This window comes from Streptomyces brasiliensis (assembly GCF_014647875.1).
Lineage (GTDB): Bacteria > Actinomycetota > Actinomycetes > Streptomycetales > Streptomycetaceae > Streptomyces > Streptomyces brasiliensis.
In genome coordinates this window covers 1-23,548 of sequence record NZ_BMQA01000083.1, presented here as the reverse complement: position 1 = coordinate 23,548, position 23,548 = coordinate 1, and the positions used below count along the sequence as shown (strand labels likewise).

The window sequence follows — 23,548 nt, the reverse complement described above, 5'->3', positions numbered from 1 at the left end:
GTCCTCGGACTCAACTGACCTGCACCAACGCACCATCAACGAACTTTGCAATCGCCCTGGCCGCCGACCGGTGGGCATCGACCGGTGTCGAGCAATCGTCAAGATCTGTGGATCATGTCGTGGCCTTTTGGAGCCCAACACAATGAGGCTGGCGCTCCCGGTCGTTGGCCCGGGCTCAGTCTTCGGTCATCATGGGCCACGTCTCCCAGACCAGGTCAAGGCGTCGATATGCGTCGTCGAACCAAGCATCGACCAATGGGATGGTGACCGTCACCGTCGTCAGGGACATTGAGTGGTCCTTGATCGTGGCCTGGCACCGGTCGTTGTCCTCGTCGAGTTCGATGAACAGCCAGGGGATGCGTTTCCCCTCGCACCAGGCGATGTCCTGTCCCGCGTCGAGCGAGTCCAGGGCCTGCTGCCACTGTCGCAGGTCCTCGGGGAAGAGCCAGGTCTTGAGGGCGCCACGGACGAAGGGCGTTTCGACCAAGAACTCTCCGACCAGGGCATTGGCCTGGGCCGGACGCTTCCGCTCCTGTTTCCCCGCGATCCGGAGAATGACGCTGTTGCCATCCCCCTCCAAGCGGATCAGGTCGATCGGATCCTCAGCCAAGACTGCCCCTCCCGATTCGCGCATGGTGCCGAACATAATCGTCGGCACGGACAATTGACGGCCCGCCACTGCTGCTGGGCGGACTCGACGAGCTTGAAGACCATGGCGAGGGCGGCGGCCGCGCTGCCGGCGCCCTTGGTCGCCTTCGTGCGGAGCCGGACCGTGGCAAAGGTCGACTCGAAGATCTCTTGTCAATCTGCGCTGTATGCGGGCGGTTGAGCGATTCGACGCTGTGCGTCCTTCCACATGCGCCGGATGATCACGTTGGCGAGTTGGCGTTTATGGGCTCGCCGCGCGGACCGTTTGGGCATGTTCTCGTCGGTCTTTCGGGCCATGAAAGAGCGAGCGGGTTCGTGGCAGCGGAACTGGGTGACGTGCACGATGTGCAGCACAGGGTTGACCTTGCGGTTGCCGCCGACGTCAAGTCGATGGCGGCGGGCCCGGCCGTGGCCCTCCCCCTAGGAGACGGCCAGCGGGGCGGCACCGCACCAGCGGGCGATGTTTCGAGGCCGTCGCGATGATGGCTGGCGAGGGCATGTCCGTACACCGTCCGCGTCCATCCCGACTGCCGGGACAAGCCCAAAGGCAAGGGAGTTGTGGGAGCGCTCCCAACAGGTGCAGGATCCCTGTATGACCCTGACTCCCGCCATACGGCCGTACCGTCCCCGCGACGCCGAGGCCCTCGCCGATATTTGTGTCCGCACCGCCCACAACGGGCAGGACTCTCGGCAAATCTACCCTGACCTGCAGCTCATGCCGTCGATCTTCGCCAGCCCTTACGCCTGGCTGGAGCCGGAGATGACGTTCGTCCTTGACGACGGCGAGGGCCGGGCGGTCGGGTACGTCCTCGGCACTGCGGACACCTCTCGCTTCGTCCAGGACTTCCGTACGCAGTGGCTGCCGAAGGTGGCCGACCGCTTCCCGGAGCCGAGTGGCCCGCCCGGCACCCCGAGCGAGGAGATGATTTGGCTGCTGCACCACCCCGAGCGGATGATCCTGCCACAACTGACCGACTACCCGGCTCACTTGCACATCGATCTGCTGCCGGACTGGCAGCGCCGCGGGTACGGCCGGGCCTTGATGTGGGCGTTCCTTGACGCCCTGCGCGCTCGAGGTGTCGAGGCTGTCCATCTGTGCATGGTCAACGCCAATGTGCGGGCCAGGGCCTTCTACGACAGGCTCGGCTTCCACGAGATCCCGGTACCCGACCCGGCCCCCGTCACCTATCTCGGGCGTTCGGCATCCCGCTGATCACACCTCGACTGTTCAAGCGCCGCGGATGACGACCTCGGCGACGGCTGCTGCGGCCGGCTGGGTACTCACGTGCGCTGCCACCTCAGGCTGACGGCGTGTCCGTGAAGACGTCGTGGGGCCGGGGGAGCGGCGCCTCGCGAGCGCGGGGACGCGGCCCCCTCCCGCTGCCCGTACCCGCCGAATGGGCCATCGGCGACACCGAGTCTGTGGACGGTACTGGCGCCCCGACACGCGCTCAGCAGTCAAACACCGACCAGCAGATGTCGTTCCGCAATCGCTGGTCGTCAAGTACGAGTTCGCGGATCGCCTCCGGGAGCTGGTCACGCTGCCACAGGCACTCAAGTCGCCCTGCGGCCTCGCTCTCGCCTTCCGGCGCGGCAGCACGTGCGGCCTTGATCGCATAGGCGGCCGCACCGAGCTCGTGCGCGGCGACGTGTGCGACGGCCCCGGCCTGGCCGGCGGCATACGCGGCGTGCCGTGCTGCCCCACGCAGGTCTCTGACCGCACCCATTGCATGGCCGCCCGCCGCGCGTGCCTGCATCATCTTGACCTCGCCACGCACCCAGGCGCGTGCATGCTCGATCGCCTGACGCGGCCGTGGGTCCTCAGGCTGAGCCGACTCGAAGAGGCCAAGGACGTGCTCCGCGCAAGATGCCGCCCAAAGAGCGAGGAGGTGGTGATCCGAATCAGTGAGGGTCCCACCGCGGCGGATCGTCACGAAACGAAGGTCTCGGACCTTCGGGAGGATCATGGTTGGCGCTCCTTTGTTCGCATCAGCCCAACGCCTCAGGGCGCGCACGCGGGCCAGGCACGCCCACAATTAAAGCCTGCAAACCCAGTAGAGGGTGGTTCCTCTCCGGGGAAGGGCGAGTGAGCTGGCGGAACGGCTGTTCGGGGCCACCGGACAGCAGCCGATCGACGTGCTGCGCGCCGACTCGGCCGCCTGGACGCTGCCACCGCGCGACGACTACCGGATCAGTCATGTCACGGGCCAGTGGTCGGCCGAGGGCCTGCTGCACCGGGAGCCGGTGCCGCACGGCGAGACCGTGCTCACCAGCCGACGCGGCATCACGAGCCACCACGCGAACCCCTGGCTGATGTTGGACGCCGGCGATGCCACCGAGGACCGGGGCGAGATATGGAGTGCTGCCCTTGCCTGGAGCGGGAGCTGGCACCTGACCGTGCAGCGCATGCCCGACGGACGTACGGCCTTCACGGGCGGAGCGGGGCACGACGGAACCCAACTGCCGCTCGGCCCCGGGAAGGAGTATGAGACCCCGTGCTTCGCAGCCCTGTACACCGACGGTGGCTTCGGTGCGGCCAGCCGCGCCTGGCACGGGTACGTCCGGGACCATGTGCTCCCGCACCCGGACGAGACCCGCCCGGTGCTGTTCAACTCCTGGGAGGCCACCGGCTTCGATGTCGACGAGACCGGCCAGAAGGAGCTTGCCGCCCGGGCGGCGCAACTGGGCGTGGAGCTCTATGTCGTCGACGACGGCTGGTTCCGGGGCCGCCGCGACGACACCGCCGGGCTCGGTGACTGGACGCCGGCGCCGGAGCGTTTCCCCCAGGGGCTGCGGCCGCTGGTCGAGGAGGTCCACCGGCTCGGGATGCGGCTGGGCCTGTGGGTGGAGCCCGAGATGGTCAACCCGGACAGCGACCTCTACCGCGCGCACCCCGACTGGGTGTTGCACTTTCCGCACCGTACCCGCAGCGAACTGCGCAACCAACTGGTGCTCAACTTCGCGCGTGACGACGTCGCCGAGTGGGCGTACGGATGGCTGACCCGGTTGGTCGCGGACAACGGAATCGACTTCCTCAAGTGGGACATGAACCGCGCCTTCAGCGAGGCCGGCTGGCCCGCCCGCGGGGACGGTCAGGACCTGCTGTGGACGCGGTACGTGCACAACCTGTACGACGTCATCGACCGGTTGCGTGCGGACCACCCCGGACTGCGGATCGAGACGTGCAGCGGCGGTGGCGGCCGTGTCGACCTCGGCATCCTCTCCCGTACGGACCAGGCGTGGCCGTCCGACAACACCGATGCGGCGGACCGGGTCTCCATCCAGCACGGCTTCAGCAAGATCTACCCGGCGCGGGTGATGGCGGCCTGGGTGACGGATGTGCCCAATCAACTCACCGGGCGCTCGGTGCCGTTGCGTTACCGCTTCCACGTCGCGATGGCGGGCGTCCTGGCGGTGGGCGGTGACCTCGCCCGATGGACACCCGAGGAACTCGCCCAGGGCGCCGATCTGGTGGCGGAATACAAGAAGGTCCGTCACATCGTGCAGCACGGCACCCAGCACCGGCTGCGCGGTCCCCTCGACGACGGGCCGACCGCCGTGCAGTACACCACCAGGGACCGACGGGAGGTCTTCGTGCTGGTGTGGCAGCGCGCACCCCGCCACGGCACGCCGCGCCCCGCCCTCAGGCTCGCCGGCCTGGACCCCGCCGCGCACTACCGGGACGCCGCCACCGGCGCCGTGCACCACGCGTCCGTACTGACCGGGTACGGGATCACGCCCGAGCTGCCGACCGGTGACTGGTCCAGCACAGCCCTGCACCTGATCAGAGTGGACGACGAAGCGGCGGCCGACGGCGCCGGCCCGTCATCGTGACCCTTCGACACGGCCGCGGGTGTTCGGCCAAGCGTCGTCGCGATTGCGCGGCGACGCTTGGGTCCTCCCCTGGCTTCCCAGCTCTGAAGCTGTGCAGGAAGCAGTGAACCGCCGTGAGCAGCAGAGGGAGTTGGGGCAGTCGCCGGTCCCTCCCCCATCTGCGCGCCGTGCGGGAACTGTTCGTGGACGTCCTCACGCCCGACCAGCTCGCAGTGGCCGGGGAGATCGCGGCGGCGCTACGCACCCGCGTGAAGGTACCGCGCGCCCTGTGAGGGAAGTCGACGCGAAGGTGGTTCATCACCGCGTCGGCCTCGTGCGGGGCTGGTCGAGTTCCTTGGCGAAACACACGCTGGCGGACTTGAGGATCTCGTTCGCCCGCCGCAACTCAGCGTTCTCCTTGCGAAGTTGCCTGAGTTCCGTGCGTTCGTCGGTGGTCAGCAGGTCGGGCCGAGTGCCTTGGCCGGGCTCGGCCTGGCCGCCCCAGCCCCTTGCTTCAGGGCCGCTGCAAAATCCGGTACCGCTCACCCGAATCAGCCGAACGCGACCGGCACGCGCTCGACGGGGTGCGGCGCCGGCTGACCACGGCCTCCCGGCAGTTCAAGCGCCGGGTCGCAGCCAAGCATCATCAGGCTCATGCGCGCCCCACAGTGGCAGTGCCGTCGGCGGGTTGGGGGGTGCAGGAAGAGTGAAGTGACATGATTCGGGACGTTCAGGCCACATGGTGAGGTCCTGATCCGCCTCTGACCGGTTCGACGTTGAAGGCCTGCTGCCGAACCGCACGGGGGCTACCCGCCGGATATGGCACACGGGCCGGCCCCGAGGGACCGGCCCGTGCTGTCTTCACGCGAACAGGAGCACTAGCTCTTCTTCAGCGTGAAGTTGCCGATCGTCGTCTCTCCCTTCTTGAGCTTCACCGTGGTGGTCACCGGCTTGTAGCCGTCCTTGGACACGATCACGGTGACCGGGTTGAGGCGGGTGTCGAACCACAGGGCGTAGGTGCCGTCCTTGGCCGTCCGCAGGGTGTAGCTCGTCGTCGCGGCGTTGATCTGGATGGTCGCTCCGGCCAGCGGAGCGGTGCCGCCCTTGCCGTCCTCGCCGAGCACGGTGCCGGCGTACTTGCCCCAGTCCTTCGGCGGGTTGACGTGCATCTTCACGTTGACGTTGCCGCCGGAGTACGGGGTGTCGGTCTGAACGGCCAGTGCCGCGGTGTAGTCGCCGGGCTGGGTGACCTCGTCGACCGTGGCGTCCAGGCTGACGGTGATCGTGGTGCTCTGCCCGGGCTCGAGCGTCACCTTCTGCTCGGAGGTGGACAGCCAGGTGACGTCCGAGGAGCCGGTCTGGTCATAGCCAGGCAGCACCTCGACAGTGGCCACCGGCGTGGCGCTGCCGCCGGGCCTGCCGCCGACCTTGTAGAAGCCGGCGCCGCCGCCGCTGCGGTAGACGGAGGTGTTGGCGTTGGGCAGGGCGGTCCAGCTGCCGGTGCCCGGGTCGAAGGCGTAGCCCTGGTTGGTGATGGTGGTGCTGTTGCCGGTGACACCGGCCGAGACCAGCAGCTGGCCGTTGGCCGCGGTGTACGCCGAGCCCCACAGGTCGACGGGCAGGTCGGCCACGGCCGACCACTCGTCGGCTGCCGGGTCGTAGACGTAGGCGTGCTTCACCGTGCCCGAGGCGTTGGTGCCGCCGGCGCAGTAGAGCTTGCCGTCGATGCCGCCGCAGGACTCCCAGGAGATCGACTCCGGGTAGGAGGCGAGCTGCGACCAGCTGTCGGACGACGGGTCGTAGACGGTGACGTCCGTGGCCCCGCAGGTGCTGGCGGTGCAGCCGCCGACGACGTACAGCTTGCCGTCGAGGACCGCGCTGCCCGAACCGGCGTACGGCTTGGGCGAGGACGCCTTGGTGGACCAGCTGTTCGAGGCCGGGTCGTAGACCTCCAGCTTGGCGTCCGGGCTGCCGCTGGCACCCCAGCCGCCGACCGCGTACAGCTTGCCGCCGATGAAGCCGTGAGCCGGGTTGCCCTCACGGGTGTCGGCCGCGGAGGCCAGCTTGGACCAGGTGCCGCTGTCGGGGTCGTAGGCGTACAGGGCGTTGGTGTCCCCGCTGCCGGTGTAGCCGAAGGCCGAGTAGACCTTGCCACCGTCGACGGCGACCGCGTTGTCCTGCAGGGGGGTCGGCAGGTTGGCCACCGGCTGCCAGGCGTCACCGGCCGCGTTGTCCACGGCGGCGGGCTCCTTCTTGCCGCCGTCCTTCTGGGCCATGGAGAGCGGGGAGTAGGTGCCCTTCACCAGGTTGAGCGGCGCGCCGCCCTTGGACTGCATCGTGAAGCCGCCCGGCTGCTCACCCAGGGTGAGGCTGGCGGGCGCCCCGCCGGTGTTCTTCACCGTCAGGTCCTGGGTGGCCTTCGTGCCCCACTCGAGCGTCTTGTCGACCGAGCTGGGGGTGAACGCCAGCTTGCCGGCCTTCAGGCTGAAGGTCGCCTTGTTGGTGCTGTCCGCTGCCACGTCCACCGTCTTGGCCTGGTCGCCGTAGTGCGACTTGGAGGCGGTGTAGGTGTGGCTGCCGGTCTTGGTGGTGAACATCCAGTAGAAGCCGCCGCCGAGCGCCGGGTCGTCCGGGGTGGCGGTCGTAGTGGCCTTGTCCTGCGAGGCGTCGGCGTTGACGACGGTGGCGCCGACGACGCCCTCACCGGTGTTGGCGTCGGTCACGGTACCGGCGACGAGCCCACCGTTGACGGGCTCATAGGTACGCTTGCCGACGAACACGTTGTCGAGCTCCCACCAGTAGCCCCACGTTGCCGTGAAGTGGAACCGCAGCTGCACGTTGGACTTCCCGGCGTAGGCCGTCAGCGGAACCTCGACGTGGGCCGGGCCGGTGAGCGTGGTGGTGCGGTTCCAGATGTTCGTCCAGGTGGCGCCGCCGTCGGTGGTGACGTCGATGTTGCCGGCCTGGCCGCTGTAGCTCTTGTAGTCGGTGTCGAACGAGAGCTGGGGGCTGGTGTTGCCGCTCAGGTCGAACACGGGGCTGATCAGCGAGCTGTCCTGCTTCTTGCCGCTGCCGATGTGGTCACTGTCGACCATGGCGAAGCCGCCGGAGCCGCCCGTGTGGTTGCCCCGGTTGCCGGAGTCGTCGAAGGCCCAGCCGCCGGTGGTGCCGTCGGCGTTGACAATGGACCAGCCCTCGGGGGCGTTGGCAGTGGAGTCGAAGGGCTCGGTCGGGCCGGCCAGCTTGACCTCGTAACCGGCGGCCGTGGCCGCCTGGACGTCCACCTCGGCCGAGACGTTCACCGTCTGTGCCGCATCGCCCACGGTCACCTGCTTGGTGACGGCCTTGTAGCCGGGGTACACGGCGGTGAAGTTCAGGGTGTAGTCCTCACCCTCAGGCAGGTCGAGGCTGTAGTCGCCGGTGTAGGGGTCGGTGAAGACCGGGGCACCGGGCATGCCGTCGACGGAGACCTTCGCGTAGAGCGGCCAGCCGTGGCCGGAGCCGTCGGTCACCTTGCCCTCGACGGTCTGGCGAGGCACTGCGGCCAGCTCGAAGTCGGCCTTGACGGTGCCGTCCTCGACGACGGTGACGCCCTGGGTCGTCTTGGACTTGTACCCATAGGCGGACGCGGTCACGTCGTAGGTGCCGGGCGGCACGGTCAGGCTGTAGTGGCCCTGAGCGTCGGTGGTCGCCCGGAAGTCACCGGCCTTGATGGAGGCGCCGGCGAGCGCCTTCCCGGAGCTGTCGGTGACAGCGCCGGAGACCTCACCGTGCGGGCCGCTGCGGAAGGCAGCGGTGCCGTTGGGCGTTCCCAGACCGGTCGGCCCGTCGTAGCCGGGCCCGGCATTGCACAGGTACGCCGGGGTGCAGCTGCCGTTGGTGCCCTGTGTCACGTCGTTGAGCGCGGACGTGTTCGCGTACGGGTAGGCGTTCGGGTAGCTGCCCGCGGCAGGGGTGCCGGCCACGGCGTACACGCCCGCGATGATCGGCGACGAGGCGCTGGTGCCGCCGTACACGGCCCAGCCGGAGCCGCCGTAGGTCTGGTACACCGAGACGCCGGTGACCGGGTCGGCGACCGCGGAGACGTCGGCGACGGACCGCATGTTACAGCCGGTGTCGGTCTGGAAGGCCGGCTTGGGCTCGTACAGCGAACAGCCCGAGCCCGGACCGCCGTAGCTGTTGTGCCACACCGACTCGGACCAGCCGCGGCTGTTGGTGGTGTCCCGCGTCAGAGCGGTACCGCCGACCGAGGTCACGTACTGCGAGGCGGCCGGGTAGGACACGCCGTAGTCGCTGTCGCCCGAGGAGACGACCATGGCCACGCCCGGGTGGTTGTAGTGGGCGTCGAAGTCCGTGGTCTCGGACGGGTCCTCACCACTGCCCGGCGAGGCGTCGTAGCCGGTGCCGTAGGAGTTGGACACGTACTTGGCACCCTGCGCGACGGCCTGGTCGACCGAAGCGCCCAGGTCCTCGAAGCTGTTGCTGTCGGCCTCGACCAGCAGGATGTTGGCGTTCGGCGCGGCCGCGGAGACCATGTCGAGGTCGAGCGAGATCTCGCCTGCCCAACCGGCGTTGGGAGACGGGTAGTTGGTGCCACCGCGCTGGTCGATCTTCTTGAAGCAACCGTTGTCGGTGGTACAGGCCGGCAGGCCGTACTGCTGGCGGTAGACGGCCAGGTCGGCCTCGGCGGTCGGGTCGTCGTAGGCGTCGACGATGGCGATCGTCTGGCCCGCTCCGCCGTTCGCCGGCAGGTTGTATGCACTCTGCAGGTCAGACGCACCGAAGCCGTTCGGCGTAGTTGCGTGCGGCTGGACCCCCTTGACGCCCTTGATGTCCGTGCGGCGCAGCGCCAGGCAACTGACCTCGCCCTTCTTGGGCGTGCTGCAGACCTGCTCCACCCCGGGATGCGTCGCGGTGGCGGCGCGCGGAGCGGTTGCCGTAGCGCCGGGGGAGGCCTGGGCGGCGGGTAGGCCCACCACCGTGGCGGCGACGGCAGCCGCGGTTAAAGCGGCCAGGCGCGCGAAGGTTTTCCGCGCGTCTGGTCTGAAGTGCCTCGAAGTGCGCATTCCTTGACTCCATGCTGTTGAGCTGGGGCCGACCTGCGCTGGTTCAAGGTCGACAGCGGACAGAGTTTGTCCGCTGAGACAGCAAAGGACTATTAGCATGCTCTCGACAAGAAGACATTGATGGCGAGAGCGTGACATGTCGTAAACTCGCCACGGGGCGGCGCGTGATCGTCTACGAGATCCCGATCAACCGTCACTGGCCCAGTCGAATGCGTGTCGAAGTGCGGCCGATGAACGTCGTGCCGATCGGTTCCATCGACTCGCCAAGGTCGGGCCAGCGCAACCTGAAGCAGAATCCCGACGACGATCGCGGCCAGCACCTGCACATACAACTGCCGGTACCAGGCCTTGGGCTTCACCACGACGACGCCGTCTGCGGCTTCGTCTGGGGTATGCGTCATTGCAACCTTCATCCAGGCACGGCGGAGCCCACCGACGTCCCAGCAGGGAATTCCGGCACTGACAGCCGCGGCGGTGCAGCCCCTGCGGCACCGGGCCCGACCGGTACCGCTCAACTACCGGCTCAGTGAAGCGGCTCACCGCGACGAGGTCCACGACCCAAAATCGATGCCCCGTATAGGCAGAACCGATGGGACCGCAGGTCGCAAACCGCACTTGCGTGCCGGTCCAGCCCGTCAGGGTGGACGAGTAAATGCTTCGACCGCACACCGAGATCCGAATGAGTCCCGCCGTCGGCAAAGCCCCGGCCGCGCAGTGAACCTCATTCGAGGAACGGGGAGTTATGCCTTGCTCTCCGCGTGCTCAGCCGGTGCCGGAAGGGTGGCGGTGCGGCGGGCGGGTTTGGCCTCGCGCCTGATCTCGGAGCGGTCGATGACGGCGGCGGCCAGTGAGTTGCCGACGACGTTGACGGCGGTGCGGGCCATGTCGACGATGAAGTCGACGCCGACGAGGATGGCGATTCCCTCGGCCGGCAGGCCGATGGTGTTCCCGGCGGCGATGAGGACGACGATGGAGGCGGAGGCCACGCCGGCCATGCCCTTGGACAGGACGACCAGCACCCCGACCATCACGAGCAGGGCGGCCAGCGAGGTGTCGGTGCCGTAGGCATTGGAGAGGAAGACGAGGGCGGCGGCCTGGTAGAGCACCGAGCCGTCGGTGTTGAAGGAATAGCCGAGCGGCACGACGAAGGAGGTCGTGGAGCGGCTGACGCCGAAATCCTCGAGCTTGGCCATCACAGGGGCCAGGACGGCTTCGGAGCTGCGGGTGACGAAGGCGAGACCGACCAGGCCGGCGATGCTCTTGAGGAGTTCGATGTAGCGGATGCGGTAGATCGCGGCGATGACCGGGAAGATCACGCCGAGGACGACGGCCAGGCCGGCGTAGACCACAGCGATGAAGCCGAGCAGGCTGCGCAGGTTGCCGAAGCCGTAGTGCGCTACGTCGTAGGAGATAAAGCCGAGCACGCCGAGCGGGGCGACGCGGATCACGTAGCCGACGACCTTGAACATCACCGATGAGACGGATTCGAGCACGGAGGCGAAAGGGGCCGACTTCTCTCCGATGGCGGCCATCGCCACGCCGACCAGGAGCCCGAAGGTGATGGCGCCGAGCAGGTTGCCCTCGCCGAACGCGGCGAAGATGTTCTTCGGCACGGCGTGCAGGATCAACTCGTGGAAGTCCACGTCTTTTTGCAGGCCGTCGATGTCGCCCGGGCTGCCCGTGTCGATCTTGGCGCCTTCGCCGATGCCGGTCACCTTGGCCAGGGTGACCGCGACCAGCAGGATGACGGTGGTGACGACCTCGAAGTAGAGGATGGCCTTCCCGGCCATCCTCCCGACCTTCTTGACCGATTCCATCTGGGCGATGCCCAGCACGATGAGCGGGAACACCAGGGGCAGGACGACGACCTGGACCAGGTTCAAGAACACGTCGCCGAGGATCTTGAGCTGCTCGCCGGCGGCCGGTGCCAGCACCCCGATGAGCGAGCCCAGGCCGACAGCGATCAGCGACTGCACTCCGATCGGCAGGCGCCACCACCGCCTCGGGGCGGCCGCGGCCCCCCTGCGCGAGCGTGCGTCCTCGTCCGGGGCGCGGGTGGGTGTCTGTCCCATGGGAACTCCAATGTCTTTGCGCTCTCCATCGAGCGGCAAGATCCGGGCGGTGTGGGGGTGCGGTGGGGAGCCCGGTGCGGGCGGGTTGCGGGCAGCACGATTGGCGTCTGGCCGCGCGGGGCGGGTCCGGCGCTGTGGCCGCCGGGGCTTGGTGGGCGTGGCGGTGCACCCGGGCATGTGGGGCAGGCGGACGGGTGCGGCGCGTCGTTCTCCGGGCTGTCAGGGGCCCTGTCGGCCCGGCGGGCCGTTCGCCGCCCCACGCCGCCTCACACAGGGGTCGACCAGGCGTCGACTAGTTGTCCACTTCTGGACGATGAGGCTAAGTGCATGTTTCGCCGCACGTCTAGAGGGGCGGCTCAGGTTTTTAGACAGGAAATGCAGATCTAGACGATCCTGCTAGGTGCGGGTAACCTTGCCGCCGAGGGCACTCCGAAAGGCCCGAGGCGGGCAACGTGCCTGGGACGGCCGCCCGCCCCCTGGCACGCGTGGCGGTGCCCAGCGACGCCCGCGCCTGACGGGCCGGCACAGAGCGCCAGGAGGCGACCGCCCGCACCTCCGCCCCGGGCGGGGAACGTCATCGAAGCCACGAGAGGACCCATGGACCACCACGCAGAAACCCCGGAGCAGGACCAGCCCACCGACCGGATCCAGCCCGCCCCGACCGAAGCGGACGAGCACCTGATCCTCGAGGCGGAGAAGATCGCTCTCGCCCTGGGGCGCATGTTCCCTGGCCTGTGCGAGGTGGTCCTGCACGACCTGCGCGACCCGCAACATGCGATCCGCGCCATCGAGAACAACCTCTCCGGGCGGCACGTGGGCGACTCGGCAACCGAGTTGGGCCTGGCCCGCATTGCCGATCCCCAGTACCCGAGCGTGATCCAGAACTACCCGAACCAGTTCCCGGACGGGCGCCCCGCCAAGAGCACCTCCATCGGCATCAAGAACGCGGCGGGCGAGTACATCGCGGCCCTGTGCCTGAACCTCGACGTCTCCGTGCTGTCACCGGTCACGCTCGCACTGTCAAACCTGGTCGCAACCGAGAGCGACTACCGCGAGCAGCCGCTGGAGACGCTGCGGGACCGCAATGCGCGGGAGTTGCGCGAAACGGTCGAGGCGCTGGCCGCCGAGCGCGCCGGCACCCCGAGGTCGCTGAACCGGGCGAACAAGAAGGAGCTCGTCCAGCAACTGCACCGGGATGGCTTCTTCGAATCGCACGACGCCGCTCAGGCCATCGCCGACCTGCTCGGTGTCTCCCGGGCGACGGTCTACAACTACACCAAGTGAAGGACTTCTCATGACCGCCGGTTCGACCGATCCCGCGCGCACCGGGCTGTCCCTGATGGACAGTCCCGACCTGATGGCGCCGGCCGGCCATTACTCCCACATCGCCACCCACCGGGGCGTGGCCTACGTCTCCGGCCAGCTGCCGGTCACTCCCGCGGGCGCCACGCTGGGCCATGAGCCGTTCACCGTCCAGGCCGAGCAGGTCCTGCGCAACGTCGATGCCTGCCTGGCCTCCGTCGGCACCAGCCGGGACCGGCTGCTGTCCGTCACCGTGTATGTGACCGACATCGCCAACTGGCCCGCCTTCGACCGCCTCTACGCGCAGTGGCTGGGCTCGCACCGTCCCCAGCGCGCGGTGGCCGGGGTGCACGAGCTGCACTACGGATCGGCCGTGGAGGTGCACGCCATTGCTGCCCTCGACTGACCTGCACCCTGCGCCCCAGGCGTCCAGCCTCCTGCACATCACCGAGGAGCAGACCTCCGCGCTGGTGGACGAGGAGCTGGCCCTCGAGGCCGCCCGCGCCGCCTTCGCCGCCACGGTGGACGGCAGCGTGTTCCCCTCGCTCGCCGTGCACGGCTCCGATCCCCGCAACCGGTTCACGCTCAAGCCGTCCGCGTCCGCGACGCACGCCGGAGTGAAGATCGGCACCTATTGGCCGGACAACCCCGGGCACGGGCTGCCGCGGCACCACTCCACACTGCTGCTGCTCGACCAGACGGTCGGCCGGATCGCCGCCGTGCTGGAACTGGGCGCCGCGAACGCCTACCGGACCGCGGCGGCCGACGAGCTCGCCGTCGACCTGCTCGCCCGCCCGGACGCCGCCACGCTGGCCGTCTTCGGCACCGGCCATCAGGCCGGATACGAGGCACGGGCCATCGCCCGCAGCCGTCCGCTCGGCGAGATCCTGATCGTGGGACGCGACCCGCACCGAGCCGGCCAGCTGACCGCCGCGCTCACCGCCCAAGGCCACCCGGCCCGGGTCGCCGGCGCCGAGGACGCCTGCGCCCGTGCCGACATCATCGTCACCGCCACCACCACCCGTGCAGCGGATGCGCCCCTGTTCGAGGACGGATGGATCCGCCCCGGCACGCACATCTCGGCCATGGGAGCGGACGCCCCCGGCAAGCGGGAGCTGCCGCCCGAACTGCTGCGCCGCGCACGCCTCTTCTGCGACCTGCCCGAGCAGGCCCGCCGCATGGGCGAGAGCCAGCACGCACCCGCCACGACCGCGCTCACCCCGCTCGGCGCGGTCCTCACCGACAGCGCCGCAGGCCGCACCCACGCGGCCGAGGTCACGGTCTTCGACAGCTCCGGGATCGGTCTACAGGACCTGTACCTGGGCCTGGCCCTCCTGAAGAAGATGGATATCTCCCTGTGAACACCACCAACCTGACCCTGGCCGACCCGGACACCCCGTTCGCCGCCCTCGACGTGCACAAGTCGTTGCGCAACATCGAGCGCCTGCAGACCCGGGCCGACCAACTCGGCGTCACCCTGCGCCCGCACGTCAAGACGTCCAAGAGCCTCGATGTCGCCGCCCTCCTGCACCACGGCAGCCCCTGCCCGGTCACCGTGTCCACCCTGGCCGAGGCCGAGGCGTTCGCCGAGGGCGGCTACACCGACATCACCTACGCCGTGGGCATCGACCCCCACAAGCTCCCCCGCGTGATCGCCCTGCTGCGCCGCGGCGTGCGCCTGAGGATCTTGCTGGACAGCGTCGAGCAGGCCTCCTTCGTCGCCGAAGCCTCCCGGCAGGCGGAGCTCCCCATCCCGGCCCAGATCGAGATCGACTGCGACGGCCACCGCGGCGGCCTCAAGCCCGACGCGCCCGCCGTGCCCGAGATCGGCCGCATCCTGCACGGTGCGGGCTGCCTGGACGGGGTGCTCACCCACGCCGGTGAGTCCTACTTCGCCTTCACCTCCGACGAACAGCGTCTGGCGGCGAAGAACGAGCGCGACACCGCAGTCGCCGCAGCCGAGCGACTGCGCGCGGCCGGCCTGCCGGTGGCCACCGTGAGCGTCGGCTCCACGCCCACCGCCCACGCGGCCGAGGACCTCACCGGAGTCACCGAACTGCGCGCGGGCAACTACGTCTTCTTCGACCTGGTCATGGCCGGCCTCGGCGTCTGCACCGTCGAGGACCTCGCCCTGTCCGTGGTCGTCACCGTCATCGGCCACCGCCCCGAGTACGGGTGGATCATCACCGACGGCGGGTGGATGGCCATGTCCCGCGACCGCGGCACCGCCGCCCAGGCACAGGACCAGGGCTACGGCCTGGTCGCCGGCCTCGACGGCCACCTGATCCCGGATCTGGTCATGACGGCGGCCAGCCAGGAGCACGGCACCCTCACGACCCGGGACGGCGCGCCGCTGCCGGAGCTGCCCGTCGGCACCCGCCTGCGCATCCTGCCCAACCACGCCTGCGCCACCGCTGCCCAGCACCGCGGGTACCACGTCATCGACAGCGCCCAAAGCCCCATCGACGGCGCTCAGGCAATCAGGACGTTCTGGCCGCGTATCGCCGGGTGGTGATCCGCGACTGCCCCTACCCGATCAGCGTGCAGGAGCCGTCAGGGCCGCTGCCATAGAGATGCTAAGTGGTCCGGTCGGCTCCCGTTCCACGCATCGCCGTCGAACTGCAGCTGCACGCCCAGCGCGGGCAAGTCCACGATCGCCAAGGAGCCGGGAGAGGACACGAAGACTGCGCCGAAGCTGGAAGGCCGCTCAGTGGGGTCGTGCGTCAAAGAACCTGAAGCCGTTCCCCTTCGGCAAACGGGAACTTCGCCGCGTCTTCGGCGAGCAACTCAGCGGTATCGATGCGCTCGGCAAGGTCAGCAAGGTGCCGGCCGTCGGGGTGCCCGTCCACCCCACGCCGACGCCCAGGTCCTCCTCGGCACCGGCAGTGCGTCAGCTTGCCACACCGGTAGGTGAAGTGAATGCCTGGGGAAAGTAAGCGCGCAGGTAGGCTCCGTACCACTGCGGTGACATCGGCCCGCCCCAGCGCGGAGGGTCCAGTAGCGCGCCGGGCCGCTCGATCGCGGCGAGTGCGTCCACTGTGGTGCGAAGCTCGTCGGCCCAGGACGTGTCACCCGGCTGAGGGTTGACGAGGAGGCGCTCGATCGTGGTGATGTACAGCGCCTTTTCGGCTATCGACTCCGGCGTGGCCCGTTTCAGGCAGACCCCGTAGCCACCGGAGAGGTATTCGGTCCACTGTTCATCCGCCTCGGCAGGGCCGTCGGGCAGCCCGAGCCGGCGCGCCGCGCTCATGTAGCGGCTGCGGAACCACTCCGGCAGAGCCTCAACGCCACCTGCGGCGTCCAGCGGAGCGAAGAAGTCGCCGGCAACCATGTCGGTACCGTCGTCGAGCCGGTAGGCGGGCTGGGGCAGTCGGCCGTCGGCCATCAGCTTTCGTACGGCTTGCGTACCACCGTCCCGTGAAGCGCTCAGTTCGTCGAGTTCGACGAACTGAGCGCGGATGTACTGCTCGTCCAGCTCGGCCAGTCGGCGAGCGAGCTCGTTCGGACCGGTCAGACGTGGGCACGGGCGTCCGGCGAGGTCGGCAGCGTGCTGGTCGGCTGCGACAGCGGGATACGTCGTGGGATAGGGCATGCTGGGCAGCATCTCAGACTGCACTGACATTCACACGGATACTCAGGTTCCGGTGGTCGTGGCTCCGGCACTGACTCGCGCTCTGCTGGGCGTTCTGCCGAATCCAGCTGTAGATCGCGATCTTCGTAGTGCGCGGTCTGCCGGGCGGCTGCAGTGGCCCGTTTGGGCTTGGTGGCTGCGGCGGGCCGGCGCGTAGGGTGCCGGGATGATCGCGATGCCAGAGGAGTTCGCACAGAGTACCGTCGACCGCGAGGGGGAGGCTGGGGCGGCGTGGCTCGCCGAGGTGCCCGGGATCGTGGAGGAGTTGCTGGGGCGCTGGGGGTGTGTGCCGGATGGCGAGGTCATGCATGGGGGCGTCGGCGTCATCGTTCCGGTACGGCGGCAGGCTGAGGAGAGCGCCGTGCTGAAGGTGTCGTTTCCGCATCCCGGCAACGTCCATGAGCCGGATGCGTTCGTTGCGTGGGGCGGGTGCGGCGCTGTCCTGCTGCATGAGCGCGACGACGAGCGGTTCGCGATGCTGCTGGAGCGGGTTCAGCCGTCGACCTTGGCGGAGGTCGAGGACGGCGACGAGGTGGTGACGGTCGCCGGGCGGCTCAATCGACGCCTGGCCATCTCCGCACCGCGCGGCCTGCCCCGGCTGCGTGAGCAGGCAGATGTCTGGGAGGAGCAGCTGTGCAAGGACGCCGAGGAGTTGACGCATGCACTGCCGCGACAGGTGCTGGATGCCGCCGTGGCGACCGTTCGGGAGCTGGGTCGAGCCCAGCCGGACACTCTCATCCATGGCGACCTTCATGCCGGGAACATCCTGCGTGCCGACCGAGAGCCGTGGCTGGCTGTCGACCCCAAGGGGTACGTGGGAGATCCGGCCTACGACGGCGGCACACTACTGAAGTCCCGCGCGCTGACGCTCCTCGAAGCGGGTGACCTGCGCAAGGCTGTCCATCGCGTCTTGGGCGTCTTCGCCGAGGCCGCGGAACTCGACCGTGAACGGGTTCGGCGGTGGGCCCAGTTGCATGCCGTCCAGGCTGCGTTCTGGGGCCGCCGCCACGGTTTTCGTATCGCCCGCAGCGGACCACGCCTGGACTGGCTCACCGAATTCGCCGACCACCTGGCGGAGTTGCTCACCGAACGCTCGTAGTGCGTGGTGGCGCCGACCGGGTCCAGTGGGTGGACGAGTGCGGCCACCGTTGATCATCGTGGGCTGTGTGTACTGACGATGAGATGGTGGCCGCAGGTCACAGCATGGATCCCGCCCGGTGGCGAGGCGTCCGCGGCGGCCATGGGCCGCATCCGCGGGCCGGTCAGCCGGGAGTGTCGTCGCGCCGCCGCCGTCCGGTGATGCCCGTCCAGAGGATCGTGAGTACCACCGCCACGGTGAACCCGGCAGCACTCCACAGGTCGCCCCCGGCGCTGAGCCGGCTGGACAGCAGGGGTTCGACCCGGCCTTCGGGGTCCGCGCGGACCGAGACCCGGTCGCCGGGGTTCAGGGTGTCGCGGCTGAACGTCATATCGCCGCCGGGTACGGCCGAGCCGTCGGACGCCCGCAGGGTGTAGTGCCAGGTGGTGTAACGACTCCTGGTCTCCGTACGCTCCTTGATGACCTGGGCCGTCACGGTCTTGCCGAAGGTGAGGAGCACCACCTTGTCCCGTCCGATGCTGCCCGCCGCCCAGGCGACGAGGGCCAGGACCAGGGCGACCCCGGCGGTCCAGCAGCCGCTCTCCGCCCCGGCCAGCCACATCAGGCCGACGGCCAGGAGCAGGGCGTAGACGATCCACAACACCACAGTGACGGCGGTCGGAACGTACAGGGGAAGGAGAAGCAGGCCGCAGAGCCCGGCCACCGCGAACACCACGAGGATCGCCGTCACCAGCGCCGTACGGCCCGCCGACCTGGGCGCCGGCTGCCTGCCGGCACCACCTGCAGTGCCGTCACCCGTCTTTGCCGTGACCCCGTCCGCCACCGTGCCCCGCCCCTCCTCGTCCCCGCTGCCTGCTGTCCACGCCGCCCGCGCCGTACCCGCCGTCGGCCGTGCCCTGCGGCGTCTCACCGCCTGCCTGGTCTGCCGGCCGAAAGCCTGCCGGATGGCGTCCGTCGACCACTCACCCTCGCCGTCCGGCGGCGGCCCGGTCGGGGGAGTGGCGGGCAGGACGTCGCCCGCCTCCATGACCCATGGAGAGCCCAGCGGTGCCGCTGTCGGCGCCGGACCACGGCCGGGCGAACCCCTGGACGCCAACAAGCCGGTCACCCTAACAGGGCGTCAGCAGGGGTGATCCGGCGGGTTGGTCGAAGTGGGCGCCCGGGAAGACCTCGCCGCAGAGGCGACGGAACTTCGTGGGGGAGGCATCGGCCGCGAGCGGCTGGGCCGCCGCCAGGCGTGGCTGTCGTTGACGGGCGGCGCGGCCCTGTTCGCCACCTGGCTGCTCGCCCTCCACTACCCGGCGTCGATGGTGAGCGTGCCCGGCGCGTCCCGTACAACTCCCACCCGCCGTCCGTGCTGCTCCTGGCGCTCGCGGCCGCCCAGTCCGGTGCGGCGGCCCTGATGCGCGACCGGCTGGGCCGGCTGCTCCGGCGCCCCGCCCTGTGGGCCCCGGTGGTGATCATCAACCTGTCGGCGATGACGATCCAGTGCCGGCACCAGACGGCGATGCTCGCCCCCGCGGTCCCCGCCTCGTACTTCGGCGAGATCCCCGGCCTGACCACCGCGGCGGACACGGCCGGATGGATCCTGGCGCGGATGGCCTGGATGCCGCTCTTCGTCGGGCTGCTCGTGGCGATCGCGAAGTTCGCCCAGCCCCTGGAAACCCCGTGGGACCGCACCGGCACGACCCGCCGCGCGGCGGGTCGTGCCGGCGGCCGGCTTCGCGCTGGCGGCGTGAGCGATGTATACGCACCGCCGTATCACCGTGGTCCAGTGCCTCCGCACGGCACTCGCCTCCGCACAACGACCCGCCGGTGGGCAGCCGGCCCGGCGCTCCGTTTACAGGCCGCGGCCAGCACGTCTCACAGCTTCGTCACCGATGGCACGAAGCACCTCGGAGAGCCGAACGAAATCGCGCGCCACGACATCCAGCGCGGCGCCGCATGCGGATAACCCCCCCTTCAACGTGAAGGATCCCCCCCGATCGGCCGGGTGGTGGCTCCATGGCCCGCCAACGCCCTGGATCCGTACGTTCTTTCAGGCCGGGCTGACGAGCCACGCGCCGCATCAACACCATCCACCGAACACAGGAGTACAGCCATGTCCTTGGCCCGCGCAACCGCTCCGCCGCGCCCCGAGAAGGCCACCGCGAGGCAATCCCCAGCGGACGGGGGCAGCGAGTTCACGCCTCTGCTGCACGACGTCAAGGGAGAGGAGCTACTCGATCGGAGCACCGGCTGGTACGCACGCACCATCGTGACCAACGCGCTCAGCTTGGCCGCCGTCGTCACTGGCATGGCACTCGTCGGCGATTCGTGGTGGGTACTCGCTCTCGCCCCCGTCCTCGCCGTCCTGTGTGCCCGCACGGCGTTCATCGGCCACGACGCGGGCCATGCCCAGATCAGCGGCAACCGTGTCACGAACCGCCGCATCGGGCTCATCCACGGCAACCTGCTGCTCGGCATGAGCTATGCGTGGTGGAACGACAAGCACAACCGCCATCACGCCAACCCCAATCACATCGACAAGGACCCTGACGTCGCCGCCGATGTCCTCGTCTTCACCAGCAAGCAGGCCGCCACCCGCACGGGCTTCCGCGGCTGGCTCACCCGCCACCAGGCATGGCTCTTCTTCCCCCTCACCCTCCTCGAAGGCCTCGCCCTGAAGCTCTACGGCTTCCAGGACCTGCGCCGCCAGACCGGCCGCGAGCGCCTGGTGGAGGGCACACTCCTTATCGCCCACATCACCGGGTACGTCACCTTGCTCCTGACGACCATGCCGCTCGCGCACGCACTCGTCTTCGCCGCGCTCCACCAAGCCCTGTTCGGGCTGCACCTGGGCATGGCCTTCGCACCCAACCACAAGGGGATGGACATGCCCGACCCTGACGGCGAAAAGTGGGGACACCTGCGACGCCAGGTCCTGACGTCCCGCAATATCAGGGGCAGCGTGCTCACCGACTGGTTCCTCGGCGGCCTCAACTACCAGATTGAGCACCACCTGTTCCCCAGCATGCCCCGCCCCCACTTGAGGCTGGCCCAGTCCCTGGTGAAGGCCCACTGCCGCGACCTCGGTATCCCCTACGCGGAGACCGGCCTCATCGACTCCTACCGTCAAGCCCTGCGGCACATGCACGAAGTGGGAGAACCGCTGCGCGCCGACATCTGACGAGCCGGCGCTGCTCCGGACTCGGCCGGCAGGTGTAAAAGGTCGCGTTGAAGCGTTCCTCGACGGCTTGTCCGCAGAGTTGCCGATGATGGCCAAACACCAGCGCACCTCAGCACGCAAGGTGCTTATAGACAGGTGTTCCTGTGTCGGCAACGGCTGAAAAGTGGACCAGCGATCGTGGAGAGCGCCCCGTACGTCGACGGCCCGGCTCTGGTCGTCGTCGATCCTCTCCAGCAGGCGGCCGATCCGTTCTTCCCGCTGTCCGGCCCCGCTCTGCCGGGGGCCACCCGGAGCCGGCACATCTGGCCCGCAGCCGGAACGTGCCGGTGGCGGCCGTGGTGGACACCGCCGACTTGGAGGCCCTGGCCGGGCAGGACACCACCGCGCAGTCGAGGGCCAGGAGGGCTTCCTGGATGTCATCGCGGATCTCCCAACGGATCCGCAGTCGGCGGAACCGGTGGAGATGGCCGAACGCGCGCTCGACGCCCCATCGTTGAGTGCCGAGTCCGAAACCGTGGCCGGAGCCGCGTCGAGCGATCACCGGCTTCACGCCCAGAGCCCAGACGAGCCGGCAGTACCTGTCCTGGCCGTTTGTCCCGACCACGGCCGGTCAGCGGCGCGTCGGCGGCCACGCCATCATGGTCCTGCATGGCCCCGTCAGCCCAACGACGCCATCCACTCGGCGATGGCCGGCCCGATCTCGTCCGGCGAGTCTTCCTGGACGAAATGGATCCCTGCCACCGTCACCTCGGTCTGTGCCGGCCACCCGCGGACGAAGTCGAGCAACCAGTCGCTGGCGAGGATTGCACCGGGCTCGGCCTTCAGGAAGAGCTTGGGTACGTCGCTCGTAGCAAGCCAATCCGCGTAGGAAGCCGCGATCGCATCCACGTCGGCAGGCTCGCCCTCGATGGGGATCTCCCGGGGCCACGTCAGTGTCGGCCGTCGCCCCTCTCCGGGTTCCGCGAACGGCCTTCGGTACGCCGCCATTTCCTCGGCGGAGAGGGAGCGCAGCACGGCCTGTGGCAGTACCTCCTCGATGAAGAGGTTGTCCTGCAGGATCATCGCCTCGCCGGCCTCGGAACGTAGCGCATGCAAGAACGAGCGCTTTCCCATCGTGTCCCAGTGGTCCCAGGCCTGCGACCGTACGATCGCCTCCATATAGGCGATCCCCTTCACCGCCTCGCGATGGCGGTTGGCCCAGTCGAAGCCGAGGGCCGAGCCCCAGTCATGGACGACGAGCGTGACACGCTCACGCACGTCCAGAGCCTCCAGCAAGGCGTCGAGGTAGCGTCGATGCTCGACGAAGCGATACGAGCCGGGGCCACTGTCGGGCAACTTGTCGGAATCCCCCATGCCGATCAGGTCGGGGGCGATACAGCGGCCCCGCGGCTGCAGATACGGCAGCACGTTGCGCCAGAGGTACGACGAGGTGGGATTGCCGTGCAGCAGCACGATGGGGTCGCCCTCGCCAATTTCCACGTACGCCATTTCGAGGCCGAGAACCCGCCGACGCTGCTTCTGGTACGGGAATGCCGCAGAGATCATGTTCTCTCCTCCCTCATATGGCAGCCGAGCGTCATCACTGCTCACGCCATGGATCTTGAGTATCGGGCATCACGTTATATATGGCATCAATTAACGCTTGTCGCGCGTGGCGTGAGCTGGATGCGGCATGATGCCTGGCCATGAGTGTCGGTCTGCCGTAGCGGTTGGTCTTTTGATGAACTGATGAACTCTGGGCGTTGGTAGCTCCGTTGCTTCCGCGGTTCGCCGCACGTCCGCAGGGCGGTGGGACGGCTGTGTGTCTCAGGTCTCGGTCGTCCTTGAGCCTCACTCCTGGGGCGTTTCGCGTTGCATGTGCGATGGGAAAGTTACTGAAGTGGCGCGGCTTGCGGCGGAACGTGGAAGTGTGAGTCCTGTTCAGTTGTGTGATTTGCAGGAGGGGTGGGCTGTGGCTGCGGGGGACGGTGAATTAGCCCGGCTGTCCGGGGTCCATCCTGTTCTGATCGGCGTGGTCGTGTCCGGTGCGGTGATCATCGCGGGTATCGGTTTCGCCGGTTCCTACCAGGCGGTCCGTGAGCTGGCCTTCAAGAAGGGCTTCGGGAGGCACACGCGGCCGGGCTGCCGTATGTGAAGTCGGCAGATCTGTCCCGGCTCCGCATCGCCCAGGCCAAGCGCACCGCCGAACGCGCCTGACTCGCTGACGTGTCAGCGGTCGTCCTGCAACAGTCCCTGCGGGACCTGGATGCCGCCTACCAGAACTTCTTCGACAGTCTCCAGGGCAAGCGGCAGGGCCGCAAGACTGGTCCGCCCCGCTACAAGTCGAAGAAAGACACCCGGCAGTCGATGCCAGAGCGTAGGCAACGCCGATCCGACCCTGAACCGGAACCTGGGGGACCAGCTCACCCGCGCCCCGGGACGCCGGGCGGGCCGCGGTCATGATGCACCTGAACGTGCTGGACCGCTCCCGACGGTTGGCAGATGCTCTCCGTCATGCGCCGCGAGGAATCGTCAGCCAGCGCGTAGCGTGGCCGGCCGGGTCAGGGCGCCCGGTCGGCGCTCTAGTGCTCTGAGCGGAAAGGTTTGCCGGAAGCTCGCGGCGTCCGGTATGGACGGGACTCGTCGACCCTCTCTAGGCTGTTGACCGCCCACGAAAGGGGAGCGCGGGGTGAACGGCAATCCGTTGTATCAGCCTCGATCCGCCGCGTGAATTCTGAGCACGGGTGTCGGGCGGGTTCCGGGTGTTTC

General features: G+C 68.9%; 18 protein-coding genes and 5 pseudogenes. 13 read left to right on the top strand and 10 right to left on the bottom strand.

Annotation, left to right across the window (positions count from 1 at the left end):
* Window positions 1-175: 175 nt before the first annotated feature.
* Both IEZ19_RS44270 and IEZ19_RS44265 read right to left on the bottom strand, forming a co-directional pair.
* Complete coding sequence (locus IEZ19_RS44270) at window positions 176-634, bottom strand: DUF5959 family protein (RefSeq protein ID WP_229841553.1); 459 nt, start codon at window positions 632-634, stop codon at window positions 176-178.
* Between the two features lie 23 nt (window positions 635-657).
* A pseudogene (locus IEZ19_RS44265) lies at window positions 658-789 on the bottom strand (IS256 family transposase); the annotation flags it as partial.
* Window positions 790-1,240: 451 nt separating this feature from the next.
* Between IEZ19_RS44265 and IEZ19_RS44260 the strand changes: the two are divergent.
* A complete protein-coding gene (locus tag IEZ19_RS44260) occupies window positions 1,241-1,861 on the top strand; it encodes a GNAT family N-acetyltransferase (RefSeq protein WP_189317054.1) in 621 nt (206 codons plus the stop codon).
* Window positions 1,862-2,099: 238 nt separating this feature from the next.
* Here the strand turns inward: IEZ19_RS44260 and IEZ19_RS44255 are convergent, their stop codons facing one another.
* A complete protein-coding gene (locus tag IEZ19_RS44255) occupies window positions 2,100-2,615 on the bottom strand; it encodes a putative immunity protein (RefSeq protein WP_189317053.1) in 516 nt (171 codons plus the stop codon).
* Between the two features lie 94 nt (window positions 2,616-2,709).
* On the opposite strand from IEZ19_RS44255, the gene IEZ19_RS44250 reads away from it, so the two are divergent.
* Together IEZ19_RS44250 and IEZ19_RS44245 are read left to right on the top strand one after the other, a co-directional pair.
* On the top strand, window positions 2,710-4,482 hold the full coding sequence (locus IEZ19_RS44250; protein WP_189317052.1) for an alpha-galactosidase: 1,773 nt from the start codon (window positions 2,710-2,712) through the stop codon (window positions 4,480-4,482).
* 113 nt (window positions 4,483-4,595) lie between these two features.
* Complete coding sequence (locus tag IEZ19_RS44245; RefSeq protein WP_229841552.1) at window positions 4,596-4,754, top strand: hypothetical protein; 159 nt, start codon at window positions 4,596-4,598, stop codon at window positions 4,752-4,754.
* 25 nt (window positions 4,755-4,779) lie between these two features.
* Here IEZ19_RS44245 and IEZ19_RS53950 read toward each other — a convergent pair whose 3' ends face one another.
* Window positions 4,780-5,007: a hypothetical protein gene (locus IEZ19_RS53950; protein ID WP_189317051.1), complete on the bottom strand. Its 228-nt coding sequence runs from the start codon at window positions 5,005-5,007 to the stop codon at window positions 4,780-4,782.
* A 332-nt stretch (window positions 5,008-5,339) separates the two neighbouring features.
* On the bottom strand, window positions 5,340-9,527 hold the full coding sequence (locus tag IEZ19_RS52820) for a carboxypeptidase regulatory-like domain-containing protein (protein WP_189317050.1): 4,188 nt from the start codon (window positions 9,525-9,527) through the stop codon (window positions 5,340-5,342).
* A 164-nt stretch (window positions 9,528-9,691) separates the two neighbouring features.
* Here IEZ19_RS52820 and IEZ19_RS44230 point away from each other — a divergent pair, with 164 nt between their 5' ends.
* Window positions 9,692-10,057, top strand: coding sequence for a hypothetical protein (locus IEZ19_RS44230; RefSeq protein ID WP_189317049.1), 366 nt, complete (start codon window positions 9,692-9,694; stop codon window positions 10,055-10,057).
* A gap of 210 nt (window positions 10,058-10,267) precedes the next feature.
* Here IEZ19_RS44230 and IEZ19_RS44225 read toward each other — a convergent pair whose 3' ends face one another.
* Window positions 10,268-11,599 (bottom strand): dicarboxylate/amino acid:cation symporter, encoded by a 1,332-nt coding sequence (locus tag IEZ19_RS44225; protein ID WP_189317048.1) that lies wholly within the window; start codon window positions 11,597-11,599, stop codon window positions 10,268-10,270.
* A 597-nt stretch (window positions 11,600-12,196) separates the two neighbouring features.
* Here IEZ19_RS44225 and IEZ19_RS44220 point away from each other — a divergent pair.
* From IEZ19_RS44220 to IEZ19_RS44205, 4 genes are read left to right on the top strand one after another with little or no spacing between them, the layout of a single operon-like run.
* Window positions 12,197-12,883 (top strand): helix-turn-helix transcriptional regulator, encoded by a 687-nt coding sequence (locus IEZ19_RS44220; protein WP_189317047.1) that lies wholly within the window; start codon window positions 12,197-12,199, stop codon window positions 12,881-12,883.
* Window positions 12,884-12,893: 10 nt separating this feature from the next.
* Entirely contained in the window at window positions 12,894-13,307 is a 414-nt protein-coding gene (locus IEZ19_RS44215) for a RidA family protein (protein ID WP_189317046.1), read from the top strand.
* Window positions 13,291-14,262 carry an ornithine cyclodeaminase family protein gene (locus IEZ19_RS44210; RefSeq protein WP_229841551.1) on the top strand — a complete coding sequence of 324 codons (972 nt, stop codon included), beginning with the start codon at window positions 13,291-13,293 and terminating at the stop codon, window positions 14,260-14,262. The genes IEZ19_RS44215 and IEZ19_RS44210 overlap by 17 nt, the downstream gene beginning before the upstream one ends.
* Window positions 14,259-15,416 carry a DSD1 family PLP-dependent enzyme gene (locus IEZ19_RS44205; RefSeq protein ID WP_189317045.1) on the top strand — a complete coding sequence of 386 codons (1,158 nt, stop codon included), beginning with the start codon at window positions 14,259-14,261 and terminating at the stop codon, window positions 15,414-15,416. The genes IEZ19_RS44210 and IEZ19_RS44205 overlap by 4 nt, the downstream gene beginning before the upstream one ends.
* A 375-nt stretch (window positions 15,417-15,791) precedes the next feature.
* Here IEZ19_RS44205 and IEZ19_RS44200 read toward each other — a convergent pair whose 3' ends face one another.
* On the bottom strand, window positions 15,792-16,493 hold the full coding sequence (locus IEZ19_RS44200) for a DUF6058 family natural product biosynthesis protein (RefSeq protein WP_189317044.1): 702 nt from the start codon (window positions 16,491-16,493) through the stop codon (window positions 15,792-15,794).
* Window positions 16,494-16,698: 205 nt separating this feature from the next.
* Between IEZ19_RS44200 and IEZ19_RS44195 the strand changes: the two genes are divergently transcribed.
* The gene (locus IEZ19_RS44195) at window positions 16,699-17,631 is read left to right on the top strand and encodes an aminoglycoside phosphotransferase family protein (RefSeq protein ID WP_189317043.1); all 933 of its coding nucleotides are present in this window, start codon (window positions 16,699-16,701) and stop codon (window positions 17,629-17,631) included.
* Between the two features lie 163 nt (window positions 17,632-17,794).
* On the opposite strand, the gene IEZ19_RS44190 is transcribed toward IEZ19_RS44195, so the two are convergent.
* On the bottom strand, window positions 17,795-18,658 hold the full coding sequence (locus IEZ19_RS44190) for a hypothetical protein (protein ID WP_189317042.1): 864 nt from the start codon (window positions 18,656-18,658) through the stop codon (window positions 17,795-17,797).
* Between the two features lie 181 nt (window positions 18,659-18,839).
* Here IEZ19_RS44190 and IEZ19_RS44185 point away from each other — a divergent pair.
* Both IEZ19_RS44185 and IEZ19_RS44180 read left to right on the top strand, forming a co-directional pair.
* Window positions 18,840-19,333, top strand: a pseudogene (locus IEZ19_RS44185) (acyltransferase family protein); the annotation flags it as partial.
* A gap of 399 nt (window positions 19,334-19,732) precedes the next feature.
* The gene (locus tag IEZ19_RS44180) at window positions 19,733-20,800 is read left to right on the top strand and encodes a fatty acid desaturase family protein (RefSeq protein WP_189317041.1); all 1,068 of its coding nucleotides are present in this window, start codon (window positions 19,733-19,735) and stop codon (window positions 20,798-20,800) included.
* A 376-nt stretch (window positions 20,801-21,176) separates the two neighbouring features.
* On the opposite strand, the pseudogene IEZ19_RS51895 reads toward IEZ19_RS44180, so the two are convergent.
* Together IEZ19_RS51895 and IEZ19_RS44170 are read right to left on the bottom strand one after the other, a co-directional pair.
* Window positions 21,177-21,353 (bottom strand): annotated as a pseudogene (locus tag IEZ19_RS51895) (transposase); the annotation flags it as partial.
* 104 nt (window positions 21,354-21,457) lie between these two features.
* Complete coding sequence (locus tag IEZ19_RS44170) at window positions 21,458-22,345, bottom strand: haloalkane dehalogenase (RefSeq protein WP_189317039.1); 888 nt, start codon at window positions 22,343-22,345, stop codon at window positions 21,458-21,460.
* A 406-nt stretch (window positions 22,346-22,751) separates the two neighbouring features.
* Between IEZ19_RS44170 and IEZ19_RS51890 the strand changes: the two are divergent.
* Both IEZ19_RS51890 and IEZ19_RS51885 read left to right on the top strand, forming a co-directional pair.
* A pseudogene (locus IEZ19_RS51890) lies at window positions 22,752-22,904 on the top strand (DUF2637 domain-containing protein); the annotation flags it as partial.
* Window positions 22,901-23,149: pseudogene (locus IEZ19_RS51885) on the top strand (RNA-guided endonuclease TnpB family protein); the annotation flags it as partial. The pseudogenes IEZ19_RS51890 and IEZ19_RS51885, both read left to right, overlap by 4 nt.
* Window positions 23,150-23,548: the final 399 nt, after the last annotated feature.